This is a genomic window from Streptomyces sp. NPDC004031, from assembly GCF_053604375.1.
Genome location: NZ_JBSGHL010000050.1, coordinates 1 through 25269, shown reverse-complemented (window position 1 = coordinate 25269; position 25269 = coordinate 1). Strand labels below are relative to the sequence as shown.

The 25269-nt window shown below is 69.3% G+C and carries 24 protein-coding genes and 2 pseudogenes; 14 read left to right on the top strand and 12 right to left on the bottom strand.

What is annotated here, in order from left to right; all coding sequences use genetic code 11:
- Window positions 1–59: 59 nt before the first annotated feature.
- The 6 genes and pseudogenes from ACWERV_RS27270 (at window position 60) to ACWERV_RS27245 (ending at window position 5356) form a co-directional block, all read left to right on the top strand.
- Window positions 60–800 (top strand): hypothetical protein, encoded by a 741-nt coding sequence (locus tag ACWERV_RS27270; RefSeq protein ID WP_452937833.1) that lies wholly within the window; start codon window positions 60–62, stop codon window positions 798–800.
- A gap of 549 nt (window positions 801–1349) precedes the next feature.
- Window positions 1350–1883, top strand: a complete 534-nt coding sequence (locus tag ACWERV_RS27265) for a hypothetical protein (protein ID WP_452937830.1) — start codon at window positions 1350–1352, stop codon at window positions 1881–1883.
- Between the two features lie 205 nt (window positions 1884–2088).
- A complete protein-coding gene (locus ACWERV_RS27260; protein ID WP_452937827.1) occupies window positions 2089–2316 on the top strand; it encodes a hypothetical protein in 228 nt (75 codons plus the stop codon).
- 518 nt (window positions 2317–2834) lie between these two features.
- Window positions 2835–3632: pseudogene (locus tag ACWERV_RS27255) on the top strand (IS5 family transposase).
- Window positions 3633–3697: 65 nt separating this feature from the next.
- Window positions 3698–3985 (top strand): hypothetical protein, encoded by a 288-nt coding sequence (locus tag ACWERV_RS27250; protein ID WP_452937824.1) that lies wholly within the window; start codon window positions 3698–3700, stop codon window positions 3983–3985.
- 510 nt (window positions 3986–4495) lie between these two features.
- Window positions 4496–5356, top strand: a complete 861-nt coding sequence (locus ACWERV_RS27245) for a PH domain-containing protein (RefSeq protein WP_452937822.1) — start codon at window positions 4496–4498, stop codon at window positions 5354–5356.
- 304 nt (window positions 5357–5660) lie between these two features.
- On the opposite strand, the gene ACWERV_RS27240 is transcribed toward ACWERV_RS27245, so the two are convergent.
- From ACWERV_RS27240 to ACWERV_RS27230, 3 genes are all read right to left on the bottom strand, one after another.
- A complete protein-coding gene (locus ACWERV_RS27240) occupies window positions 5661–5882 on the bottom strand; it encodes a hypothetical protein (protein ID WP_452937819.1) in 222 nt (73 codons plus the stop codon).
- A 59-nt stretch (window positions 5883–5941) separates the two neighbouring features.
- Window positions 5942–6211 (bottom strand): hypothetical protein, encoded by a 270-nt coding sequence (locus ACWERV_RS27235; RefSeq protein ID WP_452937816.1) that lies wholly within the window; start codon window positions 6209–6211, stop codon window positions 5942–5944.
- A 164-nt stretch (window positions 6212–6375) separates the two neighbouring features.
- A complete protein-coding gene (locus ACWERV_RS27230) occupies window positions 6376–6537 on the bottom strand; it encodes a hypothetical protein (RefSeq protein ID WP_452937812.1) in 162 nt (53 codons plus the stop codon).
- Between the two features lie 1172 nt (window positions 6538–7709).
- On the opposite strand from ACWERV_RS27230, the gene ACWERV_RS27225 reads away from it, so the two are divergent.
- Window positions 7710–8117: a hypothetical protein gene (locus tag ACWERV_RS27225; protein WP_452937809.1), complete on the top strand. Its 408-nt coding sequence runs from the start codon at window positions 7710–7712 to the stop codon at window positions 8115–8117.
- 1170 nt (window positions 8118–9287) lie between these two features.
- Complete coding sequence (locus tag ACWERV_RS27220) at window positions 9288–9488, top strand: hypothetical protein (protein WP_452937806.1); 201 nt, start codon at window positions 9288–9290, stop codon at window positions 9486–9488.
- Here the strand turns inward: ACWERV_RS27220 and ACWERV_RS27215 are convergent.
- The 5 genes and pseudogenes from ACWERV_RS27215 to ACWERV_RS27195 all read right to left on the bottom strand — a co-directional run.
- The gene (locus tag ACWERV_RS27215) at window positions 9476–10063 is read right to left on the bottom strand and encodes an SMI1/KNR4 family protein (RefSeq protein ID WP_452937803.1); all 588 of its coding nucleotides are present in this window, start codon (window positions 10061–10063) and stop codon (window positions 9476–9478) included. The genes ACWERV_RS27220 and ACWERV_RS27215 overlap by 13 nt on opposite strands.
- Before the next feature lie 49 nt (window positions 10064–10112).
- Window positions 10113–10760: a transposase gene (locus ACWERV_RS27210; RefSeq protein WP_452937800.1), complete on the bottom strand. Its 648-nt coding sequence runs from the start codon at window positions 10758–10760 to the stop codon at window positions 10113–10115.
- Window positions 10761–11120: 360 nt separating this feature from the next.
- The gene (locus tag ACWERV_RS27205) at window positions 11121–12173 is read right to left on the bottom strand and encodes a reverse transcriptase domain-containing protein (protein ID WP_452937797.1); all 1053 of its coding nucleotides are present in this window, start codon (window positions 12171–12173) and stop codon (window positions 11121–11123) included.
- Window positions 12155–12562 carry a hypothetical protein gene (locus tag ACWERV_RS27200; RefSeq protein ID WP_452937794.1) on the bottom strand — a complete coding sequence of 136 codons (408 nt, stop codon included), beginning with the start codon at window positions 12560–12562 and terminating at the stop codon, window positions 12155–12157. Before ACWERV_RS27200 ends, ACWERV_RS27205 begins: the two co-directional genes overlap by 19 nt.
- Before the next feature lie 582 nt (window positions 12563–13144).
- Window positions 13145–13882: pseudogene (locus ACWERV_RS27195) on the bottom strand (ISL3 family transposase); the annotation flags it as partial.
- Between the two features lie 298 nt (window positions 13883–14180).
- On the opposite strand from ACWERV_RS27195, the gene ACWERV_RS27190 reads away from it, so the two are divergent.
- Window positions 14181–15037, top strand: a protein-coding gene (locus tag ACWERV_RS27190) for an IS5 family transposase (protein WP_452937791.1) whose coding sequence is annotated in 2 segments (ribosomal slippage) — window positions 14181–14525 and window positions 14528–15037 — 855 coding nt in all. Because the reading frame shifts where the segments join, the coding sequence is not laid out codon by codon here.
- Between the two features lie 4 nt (window positions 15038–15041).
- Here the strand turns inward: ACWERV_RS27190 and ACWERV_RS27185 are convergent.
- Window positions 15042–16313: a hypothetical protein gene (locus ACWERV_RS27185; RefSeq protein WP_452937788.1), complete on the bottom strand. Its 1272-nt coding sequence runs from the start codon at window positions 16311–16313 to the stop codon at window positions 15042–15044.
- A 158-nt stretch (window positions 16314–16471) separates the two neighbouring features.
- On the opposite strand from ACWERV_RS27185, the gene ACWERV_RS27180 reads away from it, so the two are divergent.
- Window positions 16472–16690, top strand: a complete 219-nt coding sequence (locus tag ACWERV_RS27180) for a hypothetical protein (RefSeq protein WP_452937787.1) — start codon at window positions 16472–16474, stop codon at window positions 16688–16690.
- Between the two features lie 80 nt (window positions 16691–16770).
- Here the strand turns inward: ACWERV_RS27180 and ACWERV_RS27175 are convergent, their stop codons facing one another.
- Window positions 16771–17190, bottom strand: a complete 420-nt coding sequence (locus ACWERV_RS27175; RefSeq protein ID WP_452937784.1) for a hypothetical protein — start codon at window positions 17188–17190, stop codon at window positions 16771–16773.
- Window positions 17191–17464: 274 nt separating this feature from the next.
- Between ACWERV_RS27175 and ACWERV_RS27170 the strand changes: the two genes are divergently transcribed.
- On the top strand, window positions 17465–18187 hold the full coding sequence (locus ACWERV_RS27170) for a hypothetical protein (RefSeq protein WP_452937781.1): 723 nt from the start codon (window positions 17465–17467) through the stop codon (window positions 18185–18187).
- Between the two features lie 92 nt (window positions 18188–18279).
- Here the strand turns inward: ACWERV_RS27170 and ACWERV_RS27165 are convergent, their stop codons facing one another.
- Complete coding sequence (locus ACWERV_RS27165) at window positions 18280–20433, bottom strand: KAP family P-loop NTPase fold protein (protein WP_452937778.1); 2154 nt, start codon at window positions 20431–20433, stop codon at window positions 18280–18282.
- Window positions 20434–20653: 220 nt separating this feature from the next.
- On the opposite strand from ACWERV_RS27165, the gene ACWERV_RS27160 reads away from it, so the two are divergent.
- Both ACWERV_RS27160 and ACWERV_RS27155 read left to right on the top strand, forming a co-directional pair.
- On the top strand, window positions 20654–21097 hold the full coding sequence (locus ACWERV_RS27160) for a hypothetical protein (RefSeq protein WP_452937776.1): 444 nt from the start codon (window positions 20654–20656) through the stop codon (window positions 21095–21097).
- A 32-nt stretch (window positions 21098–21129) separates the two neighbouring features.
- Window positions 21130–21933 (top strand): nucleotidyltransferase domain-containing protein, encoded by an 804-nt coding sequence (locus tag ACWERV_RS27155; RefSeq protein WP_452937774.1) that lies wholly within the window; start codon window positions 21130–21132, stop codon window positions 21931–21933.
- Between the two features lie 66 nt (window positions 21934–21999).
- On the opposite strand, the gene ACWERV_RS27150 is transcribed toward ACWERV_RS27155, so the two are convergent.
- Window positions 22000–24510, bottom strand: coding sequence for a Helicase associated domain protein (locus ACWERV_RS27150; RefSeq protein ID WP_452937771.1), 2511 nt, complete (start codon window positions 24508–24510; stop codon window positions 22000–22002).
- A gap of 134 nt (window positions 24511–24644) precedes the next feature.
- On the opposite strand from ACWERV_RS27150, the gene ACWERV_RS27145 reads away from it, so the two are divergent.
- Window positions 24645–24926, top strand: a complete 282-nt coding sequence (locus tag ACWERV_RS27145; protein ID WP_452937769.1) for a hypothetical protein — start codon at window positions 24645–24647, stop codon at window positions 24924–24926.
- Window positions 24927–25269: the final 343 nt, after the last annotated feature.

The following is a 25269-nucleotide window of genomic DNA, read 5'->3' as shown; positions in this document are numbered from 1 at the left end:
TGAAGCGACGTGCGTGTGCAGCGTGGACCGCGCTCCTGCTGCTGGGTTGCTCGGGGTGCGTGAGCTCGGTGCATGACACGCCGCCGAGCGAGGCGACGGCCCTGCCGGTGTCGGCCGCCTACCGGGAGGCCGTCCGCTCCGCGGTCGCCGCGAGCCGCAGCACCAGCGCGCGGATTACGGACACCGTCGTGGTCAACAGCAACGGAACCGGAGGCACCCTGACCGTCACGGGCGCCTTCGACATGGCCGCGGACAAGGGCGCCGTGACTGTGCGCCTTCCCCGTGGAGCCATCGACCACATTGACGAGGTGTTCGACCAGAAAACGGTCTACCTGCGCGGTCTGTCCAACCTGGGCCAGAAGTGGGTTGAGACCGTCCGTGCCGACACGGTGACGCATTACCTCCTGCGCGCACCCCTCAACGACCCGGAGTGCGTTCTCCAGCAGATCGCCGAGATGGATCACGTCTCCAAGGCGGCGCCCGCACGGATCAACGGCACCCCCACCGTGCACTACTCGGGCAGCCTCGGCCTGGGCCCCCTGACGATGCGGATGGCGGCGGGCCCGCGCGGGCAACTGGCCGCGGCGAAGGAGGACTCCTGGGCGGTCTTCGCGGACGCGGACGTCTGGGTCGACCAGGCCGGCCACGTGGTACGCACCCGAACCACCATAGCTCTGCAGAACACCACCGTGACCGCCACGATGACCCTGTCCGACGTCGGACACCCCGTCACAGTGACCGTACCCACAGCCGAAGCCACCGCTCCCGCCACATCGATCACCGGCATCCTCCCCGGATGACGAACACCCCCCCCGACGGCGGGTGTCGCGCTCGCGCGCCGGGCCGAATCCGCCTGCTTCGATGTGGCTGGTGACATGCTTTTCACGGCGGTCCTCGCATCTCGACGGTGTCGCAACGACGCATCGTGCCGCCGCATCCGTGGTCTCACTGTCGGACACAGACCTCTGCGCCGCCGAGCGTTGCGGCCGGTACGCCGACGTCGTACGCGACCACATCGGTGACTTTCCCGCGCAGGTGATCAGTTAAGCTGCTCGCTGCTTTCTGGTCCTGGCGTGCGGCCGGGGCCCTTCGAGTGAGCGATTCTGGGGGCGATGGGGGCGATGGGGGTGCGGGCTGCGTTGATGCGAGCTGTCGCAGCCGCGGGGGTGGTCTGTGCACTTGGGCCGGCTGCCGCGTGCGGCGGCCATGATGCTGCGGCTCATCAGAAGACGGATCGCCCTGCCACGGCTGAGCCGGCGCTGAACCAGCCGGATCTGGACCGGCTCGCGCTGAGCCCGGGTGACATCACGGGTTACACGGTCAAGGCCGTCGAAGGCAAGGGCGCCCCGGTGGACCACGGCCTCCGCACGAGGTACGACACCGTCACGCCCGCATCGTGCCGACCGATCTACGCAGCCGCGGAGCTGCAAAGCCTCCACGACTTCACCGCCCATGTCAGCGAGGACGTCGTGCCCTCCGCCGACGCGACGGCCAGGCACGCGAGCGTCGCGCTGACCTCGTACACCGATACGGTCGCCGGCCAGGTGATGTCCGAGCTGCGCTTCGCCCTCTCCCAGTGCACGACCGCCGAGATCCGCCCCTCCGGTGCCCGGCCCGGCGACGAGCTGCAGTATTCATCGCCCTACCAGCGGACCGCCCCCGGCGCCGGCGACGACGCCATCGCCTTCGACGCGAGCCAGGTCGTCGTCGGAGCCGACGGGTCCGCGATCCCCATGACCGTCGTGGTCGTCCGCAAGGGCTCCACCATCGTCACCTTCAAAACCCTCGACCAGACCGACGACACCCCCGACATCCCGCAGAACATCCTCCACACACAGCTGGCGAAACTCGCGGCTGACCCCCGCCCCCCGGTCCTGGTCTGACCCGATGGCGTGGTGCCGGCCGTCCGCGCCCCAGGCGAACGCGCGTACCGGCTCCGCCGTGGGAGCCGGTACGTCTCCTCTGCTCTGCGGTCCAGGCCGGCGGAGGAAGACGATGCGGTGGTCCGGGTGAGCCTGGTCCTTGCGATCGCCCAACTTACCCGGGTGGGCTCGGAGCCTGTGGCCGGACCCCGGACGACCGCCCGAGGTGCGCATCGGCGCCGCCCCGGCCTGGCTGTGCCTGGTCACCGACCCCGCCCCCGACGAGCTCCGCGCTCTCCTCACCGCCGCTGCCCCCCGTCCGTACGACGGCCTGCTCCAGCCGGTGCCGTGGCTCACCTGGATCGACCCCAGCGGCGTCGGGCTGCGCAGTTGCATCGACGAGATGCTCACGTCGAGCCTCCCCGGAACAGTGCTCGACGATCCTTGCGGTTGAGGATCGTCAAGCTGAGCCCTGCAGCGCTCAGCCGGTTTTGGCCGGCGCTTCGGCCCGCGTCCGTGGCCAGGCGGTCGACGACGGCTGCGCGGCCCGGCCTGGACGAGGTGACCGACACCATCCGCGTCGGCACTGCTCCGCTCCGGGCCGAATCGACGTGGCATTCACAGCAGGTGTGTGCATTCAGGTATCGCGGATACCCTGGGTCGCTGGTTGGTCAATTTCAACAACTGCGGTGGCTCCGGCGGTCGTCGACGAGAGCCGCAGTCCGAGTCGGTGGAGCTGCCGGACGGTGCGGTCGGTGCGCTCCTGCTGCTCGGTCAGGTCGGAGCGCAGGACGACCAGGTGGACGTGGGCAGGGTCGGTGCCGTGTTTCCAGCGCCGTCCCTCGGCGTCGTGGTGGACGCTGGCCAGGGTCTGGATGCAGCGGGTGAGTCCGATACCGGAGGAGCCCGTGGGAGCTGCGCGCGCAGTGCCGTCGTCGCTGGTGAGGATTGGCAGTCGCTCGTCGCCTTGGCATGGACATAGTTGAGCGGCTGGTGCCGGACGGGCTGTGGGAGATCTTTCGGGACGTGGTGCCGGATCCGCCACTCCGTGCCCAGGGTGGGGGCGGCGGCGGTGCGGTGATCGCGCGGTACTGGCGGCGATCGTGTTCGTCGCCACGTCGGGCTGCACGTGGCGGCGGGTGCCGCCCGTCGTCGGTGCGTCGTGGCAGACGGTCCATCGACGTTTCACCCACCGGTCCGCGGCCGGGCGTGGGCCAAGCTGCACCGCGTAGTCCTGGACCGGCTCGGTGCAAACGGCGATCTGGAGTGGTCGCGGTGCGCGATTGACTCGGTCAGCGTCCGCGCGGTCAAAGGGGGCCGCTGACCGGACCGAATCCGACCGATCGAGGCAAGTTCGGATCGAAGATACACGTCATCTGCGACCGCAACGGGCTGCCGATCTCGGTGGGCATCTCCGGCGCCAACCTTCACGACAGCCAGGCCCTGATCCTCCTGATGCGCGGCATCCCGCCGATCCGCTCCCGCTACGGACCCCGTCGCCGTCGTCCGGCCCGGCTGCACGCGGACAAGGGCTACGACTTCGACCACCTGCGCGGATGGCTGCGCCGCCGGAAGATAGTGCCGCGCATCGCCCGGCGCGGAGTCGAGTCCTCCGGCCGCCTGGGCCGGCACCGCTGAGCGGTCGAGCGGACGATGTCCTGGCTGAACGGCTGCCGTCGCTTGCACCGCCGCTACGAGCGCAAGGCCGAGCACTTCCTCGCCTTCGCCGGCATCGCCAGTGCCCTCATCTGCTATCGCAGGCTCAGCTGACACTGTTGGCTCTGCGCCGATGCAGCCGGCTCCCCGAAGGCCGCCGGCAGTGGTTCGCTGTCGGTATGAGCGGTGGAGACAGCAGGCACCTGGGACTGATCGCCCAGTGGGTGCGCGGAGAGATCGTAAACAACACGGTGGGCATCAAGGTGCGCGGAGGTCCGTTCCACGGCCGCACCCGCATCGTGGAACTGGACCAACGCAATCAGCCGCCGCAGCAGCAACGTGCCCGCGGCTCGCGCAAGCACCCACCGATTGACGTGTGGCACGTCTACGACCTCATGCCTGCACCCGACACGACCGCGGGATGGTCGTACGACTATGCCGGAACCGAACCTTTCGACGTCACATGACACATCGCCAACCGTACTGAGACAACGTCTCAGCGCACGATCTGGCATGGATGTTCCTCAACCCTCAGGCCGCAGACGCGCACCCGCTGTCCTGCGCGTCCGCGGCTCGCGGCGGCGATGGACGAGCCCGCGTGGCGTTGCGTCGCCCTCTACGCCGTGCACCAGCAGCACAGCGCCCCGGCGCCCCCGGCGCCCGGCCCGCCACGCCCGGGGCACCGGCACCCGGCCCGCGGAAGGTGACGCCGCGCTGCGCCGGGAGACCGGGTTCACCGAAGACGCGGCGCCCGATGCCCCGGGCGCCGTCGCCGTGATGGCGAAGGCCGTGCGCGTCGTGCCGTCCGCCGCCGCCGTCCCCGCGCACGGCCGCGTGGACCCCGACGCGGCCCGCTTCGGCGCCGAGACCCTGCTGGCCCTGCTGGGCTGACGCGTGCACCGCGGGTTTGTCACGACCGCGGCACCGCTCCGTCACAGCCGGTACCGCGGCGCGGGGACGTCCGTAGCGTGGGGCGTATGGCCACAACCGTGCGGCTCGGCCCGCTGATCGAGGAGCACTCCCGCGCGCTCGGAGTGGACCTGGTCTTCTTCGTCGTCCTGTACGGGGCGGTGGTCCTCGGTATACGCGCGCAGCCGCGGGGGCTCGGCGCGTTCGGCGTCATCGCGGTGGTGGTGGTCTTCCACTGGCTCCAGATGCGCTTCCTGGTGCGGCTGCGGTTCGACGACGAGGGGATCACCGTGGTGCGGGGGCCGCGGCACAGGCGGGTGGCGTGGTCCCAGGTCGCCGGTCTGGTCTACACCGAGCGCGGCTCCGGCATGCCGAACTCCGGCCCCGTCTACCAGCTGCGGCTGGTGTTGCGCGGGCAGGAGCCGCCGCTGGGGCGGTTCCTGACGCAGGTGCAGCGGCAGGACCTCGCCCGCGGCCCGGTGCTCATGGCGCTGCCGTCCCTCGACGGCGGCGGCGAGCGCAGGAGCGACCACCGGCGCCGGGTGGTCCTCCAGGAGCTGGCGGTGCACGGCTTCCCCTCTCCCGAGCCGCGTCCGTGGGAGTTCCGCACCCCGCTGTTCAGCGCGCGGGCGCTGACCGCCGCCGTCGCCATGGACGTACGCGGGGCGCGGGCGGTCGCGGTACGCCACGGGGCGGACGTACCGGCGGAGCTGCGGCCGCTGCTGGACCGTACGCTGCCGGAGCTCGCCGCGGCGCACGGCGGTGCGAAAACGGTCCTGCGGGAGCCGGACTTCACGAGCTTCTTCTTCGAGGGCGCGGGCAAGGCGGAGCGGGCGGCCGCCTTCCTGACCGCCGCGCGGGCCGCGGTCCCCGCGGGCTGGCAGGTCTCGCAGGGCACCCTGCCGGCGGTGCGGACGCAGCCCGCGTAGTCGAAGGTCCCGTGCGCGCGTCCGGCTCCGGCGGCTTCGCTCTCCCGCCATGGGCACAGACCTCACCCACGAAGGCGGCACGTTCCTCAGTTTCCGCCACTACGCCTTCCCGGCCCCGATGGGCCACGGATTCCGCCGGATCGACGCCAAGTACCTCCGCCTGCCCGCCGGTCCCGCGTCGGACCGGGGCCTGCTTGCCGCCGTCCTCGCCCACGAGCGGTTCTGCGACGACTACGCGGGCGGCGGCGTCGCCCGAAGGCACCCGCCACGGCACCTGCCGGCTCACCTCGGTCACCCCCGACGCCTACGAACCCCTCACCGGGGAGCGCGGCGCACAGATCCTGAGCATCTGGCTCGGCCCGGGATGCCCGCCGAACTCACCGCCCACCTGCACCGCGACGTCTTCGCCCCGCTCACCGCGGCCGGCTCCGTCCACCACCTGCGCGGCCTCGGCAGCGAGCACTTCCACGACTGGGGCGGCGTCCACGGCGAAGTCCACGAATTCGTCCTCATCGGCCGCCCGCATCACCCTCCTGGTCGCCGCCGACGACTGACCTGGCCCGTGGACACACGCCGGCGCGGCGGCTACCGGGACTTGAACTCGACCTTCCCGTTGCCCATGCGGAAGGTCCCGTCGCTATACAGGGTGGGGCGGCCCTCGACGTGGTTGGCGCTGTACCTCTCGACGTGGCGGATCGTGGCACCGCCGGGGACGGTGAAGTCGATCAGGGCGACGGCGACCCAGTAGGAGAGGTGGCGGTTGCTGAACAGCGGTACGGTCACGGTGGAACCGCGCCCGTCGGTGACGACCGCGCGCGCACCGTAGGACTTGAACGAGCCGGGGCCGTTCCCCACCGCGCTGTAGGCGCACAGCAGGATCGGTAGCGCTGTCCGGACCTCCAGCGGTAGTGCTGGGGTGCGGAGTCGTGTGGCCCGGCCGGGGCCGGGCCACAGCGGTCAGGGCGGGACCGTCAGCCGAAGCGAGCTGCCGTCGAGCGAGCTTGATCGGGCGACGTCGGTCAGCGTGGAGTGATCGTCATCGCGGGGCCGGCGCCCAGTCGGATCGCGACGTCGTACTGCCCGTCCGGGCCGAGGTCGGCGCCCGCGGGGCCGACCACGACGACGGCGGCCTGTCCAGCCAGGGCCTGCAGGCACAGGGCCTCGGCGACCGGTCGCAGCACCCGCGTCGTCTTCCCGGAGCCGGACGCGCCGAGCGCGCAGCCCGGTGCCCGGCACGTCCGGCCGCCCCCGAGCCCGCTGGTGCGGTGGCCGTGGGCGTTCTTCTACACATCCGGCACCGTCCCGAGGCTCACCTGGCCGGTGATCAGGTCGTGGTGGGCGTGACGGACCGGCAGGTCCCGCTCCCCGGAGGGGTGAAGGAACGCGTCCGCGCCGTCGTCGGCGACGACGCGGACGAACGACTGCAGGGCCTCCGGCTGCCGGACGGGCCGCCGCCGAGGAAAGCGGGGGGTGCCCAACCCCCGCGGCCGGGCGGGACCAGGGCGAGCAGATCGTGTCCTGCCCCGGCCAGCCCGAGTGCGAGCGCTGCACCGGGGCCTCGCCCGGTCCGGCCAGCCTGCCCATGGTGGAGGAGACTGTCCCGGGGCGGTAGCTGCTCGCCGAGATGGTCGCCCACACCCGCTGGCGGACGCGTCACTGCGGCAACGGATCACCGAGCTCGAAGACGAACTGACAGGCCCGAACCGGCCCCGGCCGAATGATCAAGAGCCAGAGCCGCACCTAACGTCCCTCACAGTGCCGCAGCGCTCTCACCGGCATGATCCGCAACGAGGACCGGGCCTCGGCTGGCACCCGACTGCACGCGGCCGACTACACCCCATGCGAGCACCCCGGTTCAGTGCCGGCTGTCGACTGCCGGCCGCGGCGATCAGCACGGTGGGGGATGGTGCGGTGGGAGTGGAGGGAGAGTGGCGCAATTGCGCCAAGTGGGGCATTTAGGCCATTCCGGATATGGCGAGCCTGCTGGCCGGCCTGTGTGTCCTGCCCTGGTCACGGGCCCGGTCAGGGGCAGAGCGCGCCGTAGCGGCGCGGGGCGGGGTGCGGGGCCGCGATAGGCGTGGGCGGGAGGTGAAGTGCGATGTCGGGCCGGTTGTGCGGTTCGCTGGACGCGTACGCCCGGGGTGGTGGTGGCCCTGACCGGTTTGAGGGCTGTGGCCCTGCGGGCCGCATCCCATAGTGGTTGTTGCCGCAGGCAGCCACAGCGGCGTGGAGGGGGAGTTCCGCGCTACTGGACCGGGGACAGGAAACGTCCTGGTTGCCTGTTGTGCCCGCCCGCGTGGGAGCGGGCGGTGGCTCGCCGGACGTTCCGGCTGAGCAAGGGGGAGGATCAAGTATGCGAAAAAAGCTCGCAGCTCTAGTCGGCACGGTGCTGCTCGCCGGAGGGACGCTCGCCAGCGCCACGTCGGCGTCTGCCGCCTCGGCGCAGCCCAGCGCCGACAGCTGGGACCACATCTGGACAACCGCGGACTCCGGTCACGGCGGCACGATCTACATCCATGAGCACGGTGACACCGTCCGCCTCTGCGACACCGCCGCCGACGGAGCCACCCCTCGGGCATATGTCTTCTGGGACGGGGGCTGGTACTACCTGGCCGCCTACGGCGGCAAGGGCCATTGCATTGAGGTCAACGCCACGATGACAGGTTATGACCTGCCGGAGAACACGAATATCTACGTCGACATCTGGCGTGGCCCGGACTACGCCGACGAGACCGACCACGTCTACCTCAACGACCTCTGATCGGCTGAGCAGCTAAGAGAGGCCAGATAATCGCGTCGCCGCGCAGCCGGCACGGCGCCTGCGAACGCTCCGGTTCTACTGACGGATGATCGGGCCTGAACCACCCCAACCAAGGGGCCCGTTGCGGACCTGCTGCGGCGCTACCGTGGCAGGCCCGCAACGCCTCCCCTGCGGAGGTCTTGACGAGCGCACCGCTCGACCGCGCCCTGCCTCCGGCTGCGGCCGCGCAGCTGCTGGAGGCCCTGCGGGCCGACGGCCGTGCGGACCGGTGGGTGCCGGCGTTCGAGGACTCCCGGTACTCACGACGTGGTCCGCACCTGGCAGGCTCGCCTGGCGGCGGCCCCAGCGGTCGACGCGTTCGTCGCGTCGGGCTACGGCGACGGCGACGGCGTCGCTCTGGAGGGCGTCCTCGGCCCACGGGCGTCCGGTGACCGCCATGCCGTGGCCGGTCCGGCTCTCCCCGGACGCCGCCAAGACCGCCGCGGAACTACCCGCGCTCGCGGTGGAGATGCTGCGCGACGTGATGGACATCGCTGGTCGCGCCCCGTGGACGTGGCCATTGACGGACTCCGGCGACATCGAGGACGAGGACGTCCGCGCCGCCGCCGGCCAGCTGACGGCTGTGTACTGGAGCAACCGCGCCCGAGGGCGCCTGTACGTGATCTCCACTCCTCGACCGCCTCGTGGTGGGCGAACGCCTCGCGGAAGAACTGCTCGACCTGGCCGTCCCAGCGGGCGCTGTACCCGGCGTCCGAACCGGGCTGCCGGCGGCCCGGCAGTTCCACCAGCCGATCCAGTTCCGCCTTCACCAGCCATCGCGGCCAGACGATCTCGAAATCATCCGAGCGGAAGTACTCCTCAGTCATCCACCACATTCTTCGCGAACGCCGACCCTCCGCGCAGCGGTTCAGTCCTCCGTCCCGGGGCCCCGCTGGCGGGCGTCCACACACAGAGGGCAACGGACCTGCGCCTGGGCCGCGTGACCTCGGGACGCGATAGTCCTTCCGCGCCCCTGACCTCGCGCTTTTGCGACCTTGCAGCATCAAGCCGGCGCAGGCCGAAAAAATCTTGGTCGGCGGTATCCGGATCTGGAGGTCCCGCTGTGTGTAGGAGTCGGAGGCCGTGGTGTGCTCCACCCCAACGGATGGATCGTCAGAAGGAGCTGGGCCTGTGGCTTGGCCTGAACTGCTGGGGGAGGGCGGGACGTTGATCCCGCTCCTTGCCCTGGCGATGTGCGTGGTGCGCCGCGTGGACCGGGTGATCGAGTTGTGCCTTCGGGCGCGTATCGAGTCCCGGGCCGAGTACGAGGACTGGCTTCGTTCACGTGAAGTGGCTCTGGCTCAGGTTCTGTGGAGTGGTCACGGCGAGTGAGCGAGCCGCTGCCGAATTAGATGCGCTCGGAGCTGGGGTGAGGTGAGCTCCAGAGTCCGGTTGTCCTGTCCGGCGGCCATGTGGTCGAGCCATCGTTCATACCAGGCGAGAAAGTCCGGGGCAGAGGAGACGTTCGGGCCCCAGAAGCCGTCCGCGTTGCCGATGAGCATGCGCCCGGTGAGAGGGCCGGTTATGCCAATGAGGACGAGATCGCTGCAGCCGCGTTCGATGACGTGCAGGAACAGGTCACCACGGAGGGTGGGGCGGAAGGCCCGGCTGAATCCTCTTGAGCCCGTGCTGGCGTCTCTGGAGTTCATCGTGAAGAGCGTGCAATCCTCCAACGGGATCAGTCCGTAGTACGGAGACGCACCACTGCCGCCCATCTTGGTGAGGAAGTCTCGGTAGGGCTGCGGGAGTTCCACGTCATGCTCGGCCTGAAAGGCATCTGCCTGACCTTTGGTGAGGCGGGGGCCGAGACGAAATTCGTGCCGCTCCTCCCCAAAGGAGTGGCTTCGGTTGGGCGCGTAGGGGATGCATGCCAGCTTGCGTCGCAACCGCGGGATGCGGGAGTCCATGCGAGCTCTTCTCTCGTGTCGCACGCAATCTATCGCACGGCACCAGAGCTCATCCTGCGAGCAGGACTCGCTTCCTCAGCAGCTGGAAGCCGGCCCGGCCGAACATTTGGCGCTTGAGTATCTTGATCCGGTTGACGTGCCCTTCGACGACGCCAGAACTCCACGGCAGAGTGAGGCCGGCGATGACGGCGTCGCGGTCGCGGTCGATGCCCGCGGCGAGGGTGTGGAGGCTGGGCAGGTCGTCCTGCCGGACGGCGTCGAGCCAGTCGGGCAGGCGCTCGCCCTGGCGCTCGGTGAGCATGGTCGCAAAGGAGCGGACGTGCCCGGTGAGGGCGTCGAGTTCGGAGCAGTGCGTCCGGACAGCCTTGAGCTGGAGTTGCTCGATCTCGGTGAGGGTGTCCGGACAGCGGAGGATCCATCCGGCGACGGTCCGGGGCGAGGGCGGCCGGGCGGTCACCGGCTGCGGTGAGATGCGCTTGTCGCGCAGGTAGGCGCGAACGCGCTGGTAGCTGCCCTTGTAGCCGAGTGGCACGACCTCCTCCCACAGCTTCCAGGCGTTGGTGCAGCCCTCGCTCCAGCGGTCGTCCAGGTACTGCTTGTAGTCGTCGAGGACGGAGGGCCGGTTCTGCCACTGACCGGTGAACAGCTCTTCCGGCGTTGCAGCGTCGGCGAACTGCTTGACGGTGCGGTAGGCCATCCCGAGCTGCCGCTGGACCGAGCGCCGGCTGTGCCCCGCCGTCAGCAGTGCGTGGACGGCGGCATGCCGGGCCCGGGTCCGGTCGGCGAATCGGTGCCCACGCGGCCAAGGAGAACCGGACGAGTCCGCGGCCGGAACAGCCTCGGGTTCGGGTTCGGGGACCGTGGGGACCAGAGCGCGGAGGCAGCGACGGTGCTGGGCGACGCTCCGCTCGGTGGCCTCGCTGAGGTTGTCGGGTCGGGTCCGGGCGCGGTTCCTGGATTGCTCCAGGACCGTTTCCCGGACCCGCCCGCCGAACCCGGCGTGCGACTTTCACCGCACCGGGCTCTCCACGAGATCATGCCGTTGGGATCGGCTCGGTCAGAGATCCGGCCAGGGGGTTGGGATGCTGTTGCCTCGGTAGCGGTAGCGGGTGACCGGCACCGTGGCGAGGCTGAACAGTTCGATCCCTTCCATACGGATCGCTCCCCATCCTTGCGGAGTGTGGAGCCATCGCGGGATGGCCTTCCACGTCATGCGGTTGCGGTGCATCACCCAGTGCACGACCCTCCACCATACGAAGGTGGCAAGGCGCGACAGGGTGTGCTTGGCGACCGCGTGCTTGAAGTAGTTGGCCCAGCCGCGCTGAATTTGGTTGATCCTGATCAGCGCGACCCTGTAATCGAGATGCGACAACCTGAGGGTCAGTGACTTGATCTTCCGTTTCAACGCCTCGACCGGCTTGTCGGCGATGAACGTGTAGACGTACCACTTGTCCGTTCCCCGCTTGCGGTTCCACACGATGCGGAACCCGAGGAAGTCGAACCCGTCGGCCAGGTGGACGATCCGGGTCTTCGACGGCGACAGGACCAAGCCCATCGTCGCCAAGGCCTCGCTCACTTGCTCGCGAAGCTCTTCGACGTGTTCTCTGGTCCCGTGCACCATGATGGCGAAGTCGTCCGCGTAGCGGACGAGTCGCCAGGTGCCCAGGCCGTGTTTCCGTCGACGCTCGCGATCCCGCCGCGTTGCCATCGTGTTCGTCCACTGTTCGGCGGCAAAGTCGTCGAGTGCGGACAGCGCGATGTTGGCCAGCAGGGGTGAGAGGATCCCTCCCTGGGGCGTCCCGGAGGTGGTTTCGTTCCGTTCGCCGAGCTCGGTCATGATCCCGGCCTTGAGGAACGCCTTCACCAGCGCAAGCACCCGCTTGTCCTTCAGCCGCATCCGGACTCGGCCCATCAGGGCCGCGTGGTCGATACGGTCGAAGCACGCCTCGATGTCAGCGTCCAGCACCCATCGGTAACCCTGAGTGCCGAACAGATGGATCTCGGCAATCGCGTCGTGCGCACGCCGGTTGGGCCGGAACCCGTACGAGCACGGACGAAAGTCCGCCTCGAAGATGGGCTCCATAACCAGCTTCAGCGCAGCCTGAACCACCCGATCCGCGATGGTCGGGATCCCCAGGCGCCGCAGTGCCCGCCCGCCTTGGGGATCATCCGTTCGCGCACCGGCATTGGCCGAAAGACCCCTGCCCTCAACTGCGAGCGGATCTGTTCCAAGTACGCTTCCGCCCCAAATGCCTGCACGTGGTCGGCGCGAAGGCCGTCCACGCCCGCAGTTCGGGCTCCGGTGTTGCCTGCGACCCGCTCGAACGCCACTACCAGGGTGGCCGGGTCACACACGAAGTTGAACACATCGTCGAACCGGAAGCCATGATCGGCTACCGCCCAACGGTGCAGCTTGATCTGCATCTTCCGTACCCGTAGCTCGGCGTACTCCGCCACCGGCCACGTGACCGGGGCATCCACCCAGGTGTCTTCGGACATTGCAGTACCTCCCTTGCAATCTCGCTGCCGCCCTTCGCCATGTGGCCGGCTCTCCCGGCCTCGGACTACTACGGCGGCTCCGCCCCTTGCCCAGCCTGTTCGGCAGACGATGTGCCCAGCCCGTCCCGGCCGCGCTGGCAGCGCGACCGAGGGGCAAGACCGGGAAGGTTCCCGTGTTCACCAATCGATCGATCGACGGAGGAGGCACCCGGCTATACCCCCGCGGCATCGCCACAGCTAACCCGCAGCACTTCGCTGTGGCCTCCCGGGCCGTTTAGCACAAAACCACCCGGAAGTTCCCCGGCACCAACAACCCACGGTGCGGGTGCGCGCCGCGACCAGCCCAGATCCGCCAGGTTCGAGCTGGTGGCACCTTAGGAGGCTTCACACACCGGTTCCTCGCGTATACCTCTCCGTCTCGCTCGCCGAACCCGCACCATCTGGCAGTGCTGATACGTCCCGGCTTCGTAGGGGCCGCTTGCCACCCTCCCCGGCATCTCCCGGGTCAGGCTGCCCCCAGCTTCACCGTCCTGCTGCGACAGGACAGCGGCGAAGGTCTCCCACCTCCACTCGATCAATCAGCGCCTCACGGCGCACGTGCCAGAGATGCCACCGGTCCGCGACCTGGACGGCCTGCGGTGCACCGGCGGTGGCGCCCTCGGCGAAGAACGGCGCCCGGTCCCTGCACACGACCTCGACGCCGGGCCGATCGGCGAGCCAGGCCGCCAGGCTCGATGCCTCCCGGTCGGGCAGCAGGTCGACAGGGCGGCGAGTTTCGACGTCGACGAGAACGGTGCCGTAGTGGCGGCCCTTGCGGGTGGCGTACTCGTCAACGCCGACCACACGCGGGGCCGGCACTTCCGGCTCGGGAAGGGCGTCGACCAGGCACAGGACGGTGCTTCGGCTGACGCAGACCCCGAGCGCGGGGCTCAGGCGGGCGCCGGCACGGCCCGCCAGGGCGAGACCGACCGCGGCCAGCGTCGCGCGCAGCCGCTCGGTCCGCTGACCGTGCCGACGGGTCAGGCCGGGTATCTGCTCGACGAAGGTGCGGCGGGTGCACCCCGAGTTCCCGCAGGCGAATCGGCGGACCCTCAGCTGAAGAACAACGCTTCGTCCGGCGCTGGGCACGTCAACGGGAAACCGCAGGTAGGAACCATGAACCCGGTTCGACCAGGCCCCGCACGCCGGGCAAGCGGCACCGTTCGCAGTGCATTCCGCGTCGACCCGCACTATCGCGATGCTCACGTCCACCGACAGCACCGCAACGTCCGCGATCGACGGGAACAACAGCTCCTTCAACCGGAGCACGATCTCTTCCACGGCCCCGAACTGCCATCCCAACCGTCTTGACCACGGCTCATTTTCGGGCGACTTCACCTACTGCCCGGAGAAGCTCAGCCGTCACTCAGCGTGGCCGCGTCACAGAAGTTGAGCCAGAACCGCAACTCGTGAACAAAGCCAGATCCCAGTTCACAGGGTTCGGGGACGCGGTGTTTTTGTGCGGGATTATGTGTCGGTGAAGGCGTACGCAGTCCCCCGGCGGCCTGGGTTCGGTCTGGTGGGGGCTGCAAGTTGGGCTAGGGCGTGTCCGCAAAGTGGGTGTGGGCGTTGTTGGTGTGTGGTGCGTCGGCATGAGTTGACTGATCAGGCGTGGGAGCGGATCGAGCCGTTGTTGCCGGTGTCGCGGTTGGGGCGTCCGGTGCGGGACCGGCGGGAGATCATCAACGCGTTCTTGTGGAAGCTGTCCACCGGGGCTGCGTGGCGGGACCTGCCCGAGCGGTACGGGCCGTGGAAGACCGCCTACGAGCGGTTCCGCCGCTGGTCGGCGGACGGGACGTGGGAGCGGCTGCTGGTGCAGGTGCAGCAGCACTCGGACGCGGTCGGCGGTGTGGACTGGTCGGTGGCCTGTATCGATTCCACGATCGTGCGGGCGCACCAGCACGCTGCCGGAGCCCGGAAAAAGGGGGCCCGGGTCCGGCCGGCCAGGCGCCCGGCCGGTCCCGGGGCGGGCTGAGGACGAAGATCCACCTGGTCGTCGACGGCCGAGGCCTGCCGCTGGCGTTCACCGTCACCGCAGGCAATGTCAACGACTGCACCCAGCTCACGCAGGTCATGGCCGCCGTCCGCATCCCCCGGACCGGGCCGGGCCGGCCCCGCACCCGGCCCGGCCGGCTCCCGGCCGACAAGGGCTGCTCCTCCCGCGCGATCCGGGACTACCTGCGCGGGAGGGGTATCGCCTGCACCATCCCCGAACGCGCCGACCAGATCGCCGGCCGACGACGCCGCGGCGAGAAGCTCTGCACCTTCGACCGGCACCTCTACCGACGCCGCAACGTCGGCGAACGCTGCTTTAACCGCCTCAAGCAGAACAAAGCCCTCGCCACCCGCTACGACAAACTCGCCCGGCACTACCAGGCCATAGTCACCATCGCCTGCCTACGCCTCTGGCTCAACAACTTTGCGGACACACCCTAGGGGATCAGTCGGGGTTGAGGGGCGACTGGAGTTTGGCGCCCAGGTCGTCGAGGATCACGATGACGTGGGGCTCGAAGATGCCTAGGGCGAGGCTGACCATGAAGGCCCAGCCACACACGCTTATCGGCAGCCATTTGTCGTCCTCGCGGACGGAGACGGGCAGGTCGATGGTGAGCACCCATCCGATCCAGATGACGAACAGCGCGAGGGCCCCGATGAGTGCGTAGGCGGCCAGCTGCCAGACGGTGTTGTGGTGGGCCATCTGCAGGTGCGTGAACCCGCAGCCGACGGTGTAGGCGCTGGCGCCGGCGGGGGGCCACGTCGCGAGGCCGTACAAGGTGAGCTGTGTCTTCGACCAGTAGGTGGTCCGGCCGAAGGGAAAGGTGCCGGTGCCGGGCTGCTCCTGAGCGAGGCGGACGGTGGCGCGCGGGGGTGTCGGGCTGGCTGGCGGCCGCTGGCCGTTGGCCGGGAAAGGGGCGGGGGTGTCTACGGAGGCCGGGTCGGAAGCAGGTGCTGGGGCCGGGTCGGCCGGGGCGGCGGTTTCGTGGCCGGGCGGGAGTTGGCGGGCGGTGGCTTCTTCCAGGGCGCGGAGCTGGCGGCGGACGGCGTCGGCGTGGTCGGCTGCGCGGGCCTCGGTGCGGTCGACGGCTTCGATCTCGCGGTCGGTGGTCTTCAGGTCCTGCTCGGCTTCGTGGAGCTGGGCTTTGAGGAGGCCGAGTTCGGCTTCCAACTCGGTGATCCTCTGGTCTTTGCGGTCGTGCTCGAGCTGGGACAGGACGGCGGTGCGGCCTGCGGCCTGCTGGAGCTCCTCGACCTGGCGGCGCAGGCGTGCGACGTCGGCCTGGGCGGCGTCGTGCTGGTCGCGGAGGGTTTCGGCATAGGCGCCGACGTTCTTGAGCTGCTGGAGCGCGCGGCGGAGCTCCTGGCGCAGCATGTACTTCTCGTACTCGTAGCGGCTGGCGGTCTTCGCGGCCTCCCGCCACAGCTCCCACGTCTGCTCGACGACCTGCTCGGACAGGGCGGGCTGCAGCGACCGGAGGAGGTCGTCGACTGCGAACTCGGTCGGCATGGTCTTGCCGTTGCGCCACCGGGACACCTGCGTCTCGGACAGGTCGTGGTTGGCGGCATAGACGTAGGCGGGCTGGCCGGTCTGCTCCAGCAGCCACCGGAACCTCTCCACCCACCGCTGGAGGGCCTCCTCGGCCCGCGGCGCGTCGGTCCCGCCGTTCTGCTCGGCCGGTAAGCCGTCCTCGTTGCCGACCATCATCTCCCCCATGTCCCCTCCGGCAGGGGGTGCAAGCCCGGCGCTGCCACCCCATGCAACCCTCTGAGCTGCAAAAACTTCCAGATTTCACTTCCCGCCAGCACCCGCGGACCCCCCATTGTGATGGTGCGCGCAGCCGCGCGCTGGAGAACCGGACAAGGGGGCACGACATGCGACACCTGAGTTCACTCGCAGGCGGCACGGTGGCGGCCGCGCTGCGCACGATGGGCACCGGCGGGGCGGTGGCCGCACTGTGCGCCCTGGTGGGAGTCGTGCTGCTGTTCGCCGGGGTCGTCCTGCCCGCGGTCTGGTCGAACAAGCCGGCCCGCCGGGCAGCCGCCCTGGCCGTCCTACGAGAACTCCGCTCCCGCCGCGCCCAGGGCCCGTAACCGTGCCTGCCCGACCGACCTTCTGCCCGGCCCAGGGCGGGCCGGGCAGAAGGTCGGGGCGCGCTGTTGTCGGGGGCTGTTCAGCGGATGGGTTCGGCGAGGTAGGAGCCGTCGAACAGCGGGGTTTCGGTGAGTATGAAGCGGTTCGTCTCGCCGTTGACCAGGTGGACGACGGTGGTGCCGGCGGGGAGCGGGCTGGCGATCCGCTCGGGTCCGCCGCTGCTGCTCCTGGTCGTGAGCAGGGTGTAGGTGCGGTGCACGGGTCGGTCCGGTGCCGTACCGGCCGCGGGCGTCGGCGGCTGCGGGTTCCCGTCCGGCTGCTGCTCGGTGCCCGGGAGGCGTCCGGGTCCCTGGGGCTCGGTGCCCCAGCGGATGTGCACGCGCCGGGCCGCCCACGCGCAGGCGCCCAGCAGCACGGCGACGATCACACCGGCGACGATGTGCGGGACGGACTCGCTGAAGACGTTCGGGACGGTCAACTGGTCGGCGGCGGCGGTCACGTGGTGCTCCGTAAGGTTGGTCCGGGGGGATGAGCGCTGTGCGCTCATACGTGTCCGGGCGCGCCGGACCCCACGGAATCCGTCCGCCGAGAAGTCTGTAAAAGATCTTGGAATTCTTCCGTGGGGTACCCGGAGCCCGGCCACATAGAAGGGTCGACTGTGGTTTCGGTCGGATGAGTCCGCGAGCGGTTGGCGGGCTGATCCGGGCGAAAGCACAGCCGCCCCGCCAGCATCTTTCGGGGCCGGTACGACGACTCAGGCGGAAGGGGACACGATGCAGGGCGAGGACGCGGGCGAGGGCTGCGCGCCCGCCCGCGCCTGGGACCTACAACCTTCCGGCGCGAGCGTTCGAAAAGACCTCGGTGCCCCGGTGGCGGAGAACCTGGACGGGCTGGACGCCGGTGAGCGCGAGCAGGCGCAGCGCGCCCGGGAGAGTATCGACCGGAGGATGGCCGATCAGGAGCTGGTGCGGATGCTGGCCGAGGACGGGTTCGAGGGCCGCCGGTACGAGGCGTTCGTCGAGGACCTCGCGCGGTACGCGCTGTCGATGCTGCGGGGGTGGATGTACTCCGGATACGTCTTCAAGCTGGTCGCCCAGCGGGGGTACGGGCTCCACCCCACCGAGGCGGAGCTGGACGAGCTGCGCGTGGACAGCGAGCTCCGGCAGGACCTGGCGGACATGACCGTGGCCCGTGCACTGCTCCGGTTCCGCCAGCGGGCGCTCCTGGAAGGCGGCTGGACCTTCGAGGGCGGCGCCAGCATCACCACCTACTTCATGGGCGCCTGCGCCTACGACTTCCCGAACGAGTTCCGCAAGCACCGCACCAGCCGGGCCCGGGAACACCGGGCGGTCCGCACCGAGATGAGAACGTACGACGACTCGGCGTTGCCCTGTGAGTGGGCGTCTTGGTGGCAGCGGTTGGGTGTCAGCCGTGTTCGCTTGTTGATTGCCTGGTCATGCGGGGTGGACTCGTGTTGGTCTGCTGTCGCGGGGTGACCAAGCGGCTGCCGTTTAGCGGCGAGGCCGGGGTGGGTCGGCTGTCGTGCGGGTGGCTGCTCCTATGGCCTGGCTTTGGGGGCGTGGTGTCGTCACGGAGTCTCGGGGGCATCCGGGGTGGTTTGGTGGGGGTTGGGTCGGCGGTCGCGGAGGGCTTGGAGGATGTCGGTTTGGTGTTGGTCGGCGGGGTGCGGGGTGGTGGGGTTGTCGAGGTGGGGTGCGAGGCGGGCGTAGAGGCCGTCGTGGGTGAACATGGCGTCGAGGCCGGCCCAGGTCTCGTCGTTGATAAGCAGGTGGGGGAATGGTTGGGGGCTGATGAGTTTGGCGAGGAGGGGGAGGAGGTCCCATCCGTTGTCGAGGCGGTTGCTCAGCCAGGTGCGGATGCCGGCGGGGTCGGTGTGGCACCACATCCAGATCAGCTCGCTGTCCTGCTTGGTGAGGTTGGTCGCGGGCCGGCCGGCGGCTGGTGCGAGGTGTTCGGCCAGGCGGGCGGTGAGGGTGTCGCGGGCCTGGGCTGCCCATTCTTCGGTGGTTGTCACGTGTTCGGAGGCGGTGTCGTCGGGGTTGGTGGCGCGGTGGAGAGTCCGGGTGGCCAGGACTGCTCCGACGGGGGTGGCGGCCATCGCGGCCACGGCGGCGGGCCGCTGGCCGGGAGGCAGGTCTAGGAGGAGGGCCGGGGCGAAGAAGCGCGCCCGCTGGTCGGCGCCCAGCAGCCCCATCGCTTCGGGCTGCGCCGTCAGTTGGCCGTAGTTGTCGGCCAGGGCCTGGAGCAGCGCGGCCGCGGGCACGGGGACGCCGTCGGCGCGTGCCTGGTCAATGCGCCGGATGATGCGGTGGGTGTCCTCCCGTAGACGCACCAGTAGTTCGGTCGCCTGATCGCCTTCTGTTCCTGAGGCGATTTGGGCGAGGGCTTGTGCGAAGACGGCTTCGGGGAGGTCGTCGGCGGGGACGGTGAAGACGACGTACCGGTCGAAGTAGTCGGGGCTGCCGATCCCGTGCCGGCGGGCTGCGGCACGGGGGTCGCCGCCGTTGCCGATGACTCGCTGGACGGTGGGGAACAGCAGCCCGAGAAGCGCGAGTACCCCGTTCAGGTTGTCGTCGGCGACACCGGCCCGGCGCAGGCGTTCCTTCCACCGCTCGGCGCGCTCACCGGGCCGTGCGTCGTGCCGCAGCGCCGGGTCCATGCTGGTGCCGGTCAGCTCGCCGCGGTGCCGTCCGAGCATCCGGTAGGCGCCGGGCTCGCTGGTCCGCAGGAAGGTGACGATCAGGAAGTCGACGAGGTCGACCTCCCCGGCCAGCGAGCCGAGCGTCGCGCCGGCCTGGCCGAAGTAGCGCTTGATGGACCGCGGTGTCCTCAGCCGGTCTTGGAGGTGCCGGAAGTACGCCTCGGAGAATCGCTGCTCCTGCTCCGGCGTCATGGACACCCCGTGAAAGTCCAGCAGGGCGTTCAGGAGGCGGGTGGCCATGGCGTCGATGTCGCGGTCGCGGAAGGCCGGAAGGTCGAGCCGGACCTGGATGAGCTTTTCCAGGAATTCTTGGCCGCGCTGGTCGTTCGAGCCGACCAGGTCAGTGCGCTTGAGGACGTCCAGCAGGGTCTGTTCGTCGAAGCTGACCAGGTAGTACACGTTCGGCAGGTGGCCGACCAGCCGGATGAGCTTGAAGACAACCAGCAGCTCGGCGGGGGTGAGCCGGTCCAGGTCGTCCATGACCACCAGGACGGGCAAGGCTGCCTGGCGCAGGGCCGCCTCGGCGGTGCGCTTGGCGGCCGAGGCGCTGGTGTCCCCGGACATCCGGTCGGCAACGGTTTTGATCAGATCCGAGGAGTCCAGGCCGAGCAGGCCCGTGAGCTTGCCCAGCGGGCTGATCGACTGGCCGAACGCGCCGATTTTCCTGCGTAGTTCGGACCACTGGCTGTCGTGGGGGAGGGCGGCGCGGATCTCGCTGAACAGTGCCAGCGTCAGCGATTCGAGGTCGGAGTACATCCACGGGTTCAGCTCGGCGACCGACCACGCGTTGGTGTCGGCGCCGCCGGTCGTGTGCTTCAGGTGCTTGACCGTCATCTGCAGGACGGACGACTTGCCCGAGCCCCAGGGCCCGATGAGCGCGAGGACCCCGGACTCGCTCTGCTCGCGCACTTGGTGGAGGAGCGAGACAGCGTGCTGGGCGTACTGCCGTCGCCCCAGCAGGTCCGGAGCGTCAACGCTCCCGTCGACAGGATCGTCGTTGAAGAATCTCTCCCCGGTCATCGGCCCATCGTGCCCGACCGCGCATCTGCCTGGCCGATAGTCGTTGCGTCTGTGCACTATGCACCCCGCCTGGTCGCCTTACAGATACTGGCCCGTGCTGATGCCGGAACTGGGTGCTGTCGTACTGGTGAAGGGCGGTCGTTCGGCAACGGGTCGTTTCTGTGAGTGAGTGTAGTGAAACTCTGGGTGGGGCCGTGTCGTGTCTGGCTACGCTCGGTGGATGCCGTCGTTTGCGGGTGATCCCCGTCATGAGCGTCTCGTTGCTGTCCTGGTGCCGTTGTTGCGTCGGTCGTGTCCGCCCGAGGGTGGCGGGTTCGGTGGGGCGTACGAGCTGCGGCTCGGTGTTGATGAGGCGGATGAGCTGGGTGGGGTCGCGCTGATTAGATCGGCGATGCGTAAGGCCGGCCGGTCCCTGGGATGGACCAAGCTGCAGACGTTTGGTGGTTCCTTTCCGCAGGCTGCTGTGGCAGGTGTGGTGGACCGGCGGGAGGTTCCTGCAGAGTTCGCCGCCGCGGTTGAGGAGTATGAACTGCAGCGGGGGAGGGCTGCGGCTGAGGTGATCGGGCAGACGTTTGAGGACGGGAGGCCGCGAGCGGTGCCGGGCTCTGTTTTCGTGGTGGCGCAGGAGTTCCGTGCTGCGTATGCCGAGGGCGTGGTCGAGTGAAGCGGGAGCGGGCGACACGGCTATTGGCGGACATGATCACGCGGCTCGAGGGCGGTGGTTGGCCGCTGGGGCTGGTGGATGAGGTGTACGTCTTCGGGTCGTACGCGCGCGGAGCGCTGGAGCCGAATGGCGTCGATGTCGTCATCGAGCACGGTACGGACAGGCGTTGGCTGGATGAGTCGTTGGATGCGTCGATCAACGGGCGTGACTCGTACGTGGCGATGAAACAAGCCCTTCGGGGCCGTACCCGGGGAATTTCCTTCCAGTTCCGTGGCCGCAGCCTGGAGGACGAGGGCTTCGAACTGTTCTTGCTCTGGCGGAAGGGCGAGCCGTTCTCTCTTGCTCGCGAGCGCCTTGCCTCTCTGGGCGCAGACCCTAAAGCCGGACCTGCGCCCAGAGACCACATGCTCGCGGAGTTCGAGGGGCTTCAGAGCGGGGTGCCGCGCCCGGCGCGGATCGAGTTGTTCAACCGGTACGCAAAGGGCCGGATCAGCATCACGCCGCTGAGCCTGCTGGACGGAGACATCGAGGATCCTGAAGCCGCCCAGCACGTACGGAGGCGCTGGGTCGAGACGAGTCCGTTGCGCCGGGCAGCGGCCTGCGCCCTGGCTGCGTTGGAGCAGCGGGGCGCTGACCTCGGAGAAGTCACGCTGCACGGTCAGCGGCTGTTCGGCCGCGACCAGCAGGCTGAACGCTGCTTCGTCGACCTGGGGTGGAATGGCTTCGGATACATGGGGCGTTTCCTAGACGATGGAGTGACCTGGCTGGAAGTGCTGCGACCCCACATCAACAAGCCCATGGATGCACTGCTCATCGAACCGCTGCCTCGGACCTAACTGGTACTGGCACAACCGCGTTCCGGCGCGAGATGGTTCGGGAGCCGTCCGAGCCCGGCGCCCGCCTTACCAGCGCATGCCCAGCTCGGTCAGCTCCTGGCGCCGCGCCTCGCTCAGCTTGTCGGCCCTACGCCGGGCGTTGTCGACGAACATGCCAAGCCTGTGCTCGACACCGCCCACGACCTCGACGTGCTTGCGGGGCACCTGGAGGTGGCTCTCGCGGGCGTGGAACTGCCGGGCGGCCGCGAGGTTCGCCGCCCATTTGTCGGCCTGTGTACGGGGCGCCGGGGGCCGCTCCGAGGCCTCCGCGGGGGACAGGTGGAGCATGTTCTCCAGCATCCACTGCTGTGCGGGCAGCAGCTGCTCCCAGTTCAGGCGCTGCGCCAGCGCCCACGCCCCGAGGTCTTCGCCCTGCACCGTGGCCTCACCCGGCCCCGGCAGCGGGGCCCCGGCCTCGATGAGGTTGCGGCACAGCTTGTAGCAGCGCTGCCAGGCCACCGGCCAGGCCGGGCACCAGCTCGGGTCGATCGCCTCGAGCGCGTCCCTGCGTTCTTCGGTCAGCGCGCCCGTGGTGGAGCCGACTGGCTGGCCGGCCTCGCGCCGCGCCTCGATCTCCGCCAACTTCCGACCGGCCGTCCTCAAATTCTTCAGCCATACTCCCACCGGATGGCCGTTGAAGACCGCTGTCGTAGGGGCCAGCAGATGGCCGTGCTCGGCCGCCCACCCCTGCGCTGCTGACAGCCCCTCCTGGAAAGCGACGTCCCAGTGCGACCACACCATCTGCAACTCTTCGAGTTCCTTAGCCCGTGAGGGCTTCATCTCACCCGCATTGAAGAACCTCCGCTGATCGGCAATCCACGTCCCCAGCGGAAATCCGGCGGGCTGCCATTCCTCCGGCGTGACGAATGTATACGGGACTTTCAGGTCCCCGTTCTCTTTCACGTACCCGATCGCGGCCTGGATTCCCTGACGCCAGTACGCGTTTTCCGGCTGGAGAATGCGGAGCTTCATGAACTGTGCCAGGACGGCCGGGTCGCGCGGGGTGGAGAAGGACAGCAGGCTCTGCGCGGGAGCCGACGTACCGGCCTCTTCTCCCCGCCCGGCGGCCTTGATCTCCGCGACCGTGGGCTTCCGGCTCCGGGTGTTCGACTGCTGCTCTGCCAGGGCCTCCACGGTGTCCGCGTCGTGACTGCGGAGAGCAGCCAAAACCTTGGCCAACGACTCGTACCCCTTGGACGTCAGCATGGCGTCCGGGTCCTCGCCCTTGCCGAGGAAGACCGGCACAACCAAGGCCGCTACCTTGCCTTCTCCCGGTTTCATGCGCAGCGCCCGGCCGACGATCTGGAGGATGTCGACCGCGGACCCGCGCACGTCTCCGAAGAACACAGCGTCACATCCCTTGGTGTCGACGCCTTCCCCGAGGATTCGAACACTGCTGAGCAGCCGCAGGCGCATCGGGACCAGGTCGCCGTCGACGCGTTCGCCGACCGGGTCGGCGAACGTCGCCAGGGTCGTTTTGCGGTGGTCGGGCTTGTGGTCCCCGCACAGCCACGACGCCCACACCCGATCCGGCTCCGGATACGTCTCCGGGTCGTCCTCCCACAGCCGCGTGGCCACGGCTGGCACCCCGGCCGCCATCGCCTCAGCCTCGCTGGTCCGGTAGTGGAACGTGAGCATCCTGCGCAGGCCCCGCGCCGCGGCGGTCTTCACCGCGGCTGTCTGCAACGCCGCGAGACGGCTCCCGCGCACGTTGTCCGAGCGGTTGTTGATCCCGAGCAGCGCGGCCGCCTGGAGCTCCGGATCGGTCACGTCCACGCACACCACCTGCCACGCCGCGACCAACCCGAGGTTGCGGGCCTGCGAGAGCGTCAACTTGTACGCCACGCTGCCGAACAGCCCGTCCGGGTCGTCTTCCATGCTGGCGACCAGCACCGGCGCGCCGCTGCCGCCTTCCTCGGTCTCCGGCGCCTCCCACACCCTCGGGGTGGCCGTCATGTAGAGCCGCCGGTCAGCCGGGATCTTCACGTTGTCGTGGATCGCGGCCCATGGCTTCGAGCCGCGTCCGCTGACCCGGTGGGCCTCGTCCACCACCACCAGCGACCAGGGAGAAAGCCCCGCCTCATGCGCCCGCTGGAGCGTCCCCAGACCCACGCTGGCATACGTGGCGAACACGGTGACGGTCTCCAGCCCCTTGGTCCACGCCACCAGCTCGTCCACGTCCCTAGTGCACGCCGCCAGCCCCTGCGCCTCCTCCGCCCGCAGCGAGCAGATCCCGTAGAACGGCCCCGTACGCCCGCCGGCCCGCCACGCGGCCGCCATCTGCGTCAGCAAATCCAGAGTCGGAACGAGCACCAACACCCGGCCCGACCGCAATTTCCGCGCGGTCAGCACCGCCATAAAGGTTTTTCCCGAACCGGTCGCCGCGATGACCTGTGTCCGCAGACCCTGCGCGGGCATTTCCTGACCCGGCTGCAATTCGAGTTTCCGCACCGCCGCATCGGACGCCTCGATCTGATGCGGAAGCGGGTCCATTTCTACGACCGTGTTTTCCGCTTCTGCTGTGACCACTGCCACCATGGTTTGATGCTCCCCCATCCCGGGACGATGCGCGGCCCCGGACGGGTGTGCTCCGGGGGTGGTGTCTGATTCCAGAGGCTAGCGCATTCGCCAAGTTGACGCACATCTCTTCCTGCTCGGCACCCTCTCTACTGATGGTTGACTTCACTCTCCCGATGACCTGCACCGTGAAGACAAGGGAGGGGCAGCACGTGGAACCTGTGCCGTCCACACGCGAGGCGGACCTCCTTCGAGTTGTGGAGCAAGCCATGAGGTATCGGGCGGTGTGGGAAGAGGTCTCCACCACCCACTGGGCGCGCCCCTTTGAGGAAGCGAAAGACGCACTGCAGGCAGCTGCTCAACGCTGGGGAGTGAGCATCGATGACACCACTGCCGCCAAGGCGGCCTGGCAGATTCATGGGGGCAGCTGGGAGTGACTCTGATGCTCCACTTGCCCAAAGCCGGCCACCACCTCCCCCTAGCCAGCCTGCTTGTTGTCCGGCTCGCACGGGCCGCACGAATTCCTGTTCGCTCACCCACAGCGGGGCGCGGAGCGCACCGCCAGGTCCAGAGTGGAGCGAGGGGCCACGGCCCGTCAGAGGGACTGCGAAGCAGGCCCGGTGACGGGCCCTCAACCCTGAAGCGAAGCGGAGGGGTTGGCCCGGCGGAGCCGGGCAGACCGCGCGGAGCGCGGTCACGCTGAGCGAAGCGAGGCGTTTCGCTTGCACAGCGCGCAGCGCTGTGCTACCCGCTCCGCGGGCGTCGTAGGCGGTCATGGCG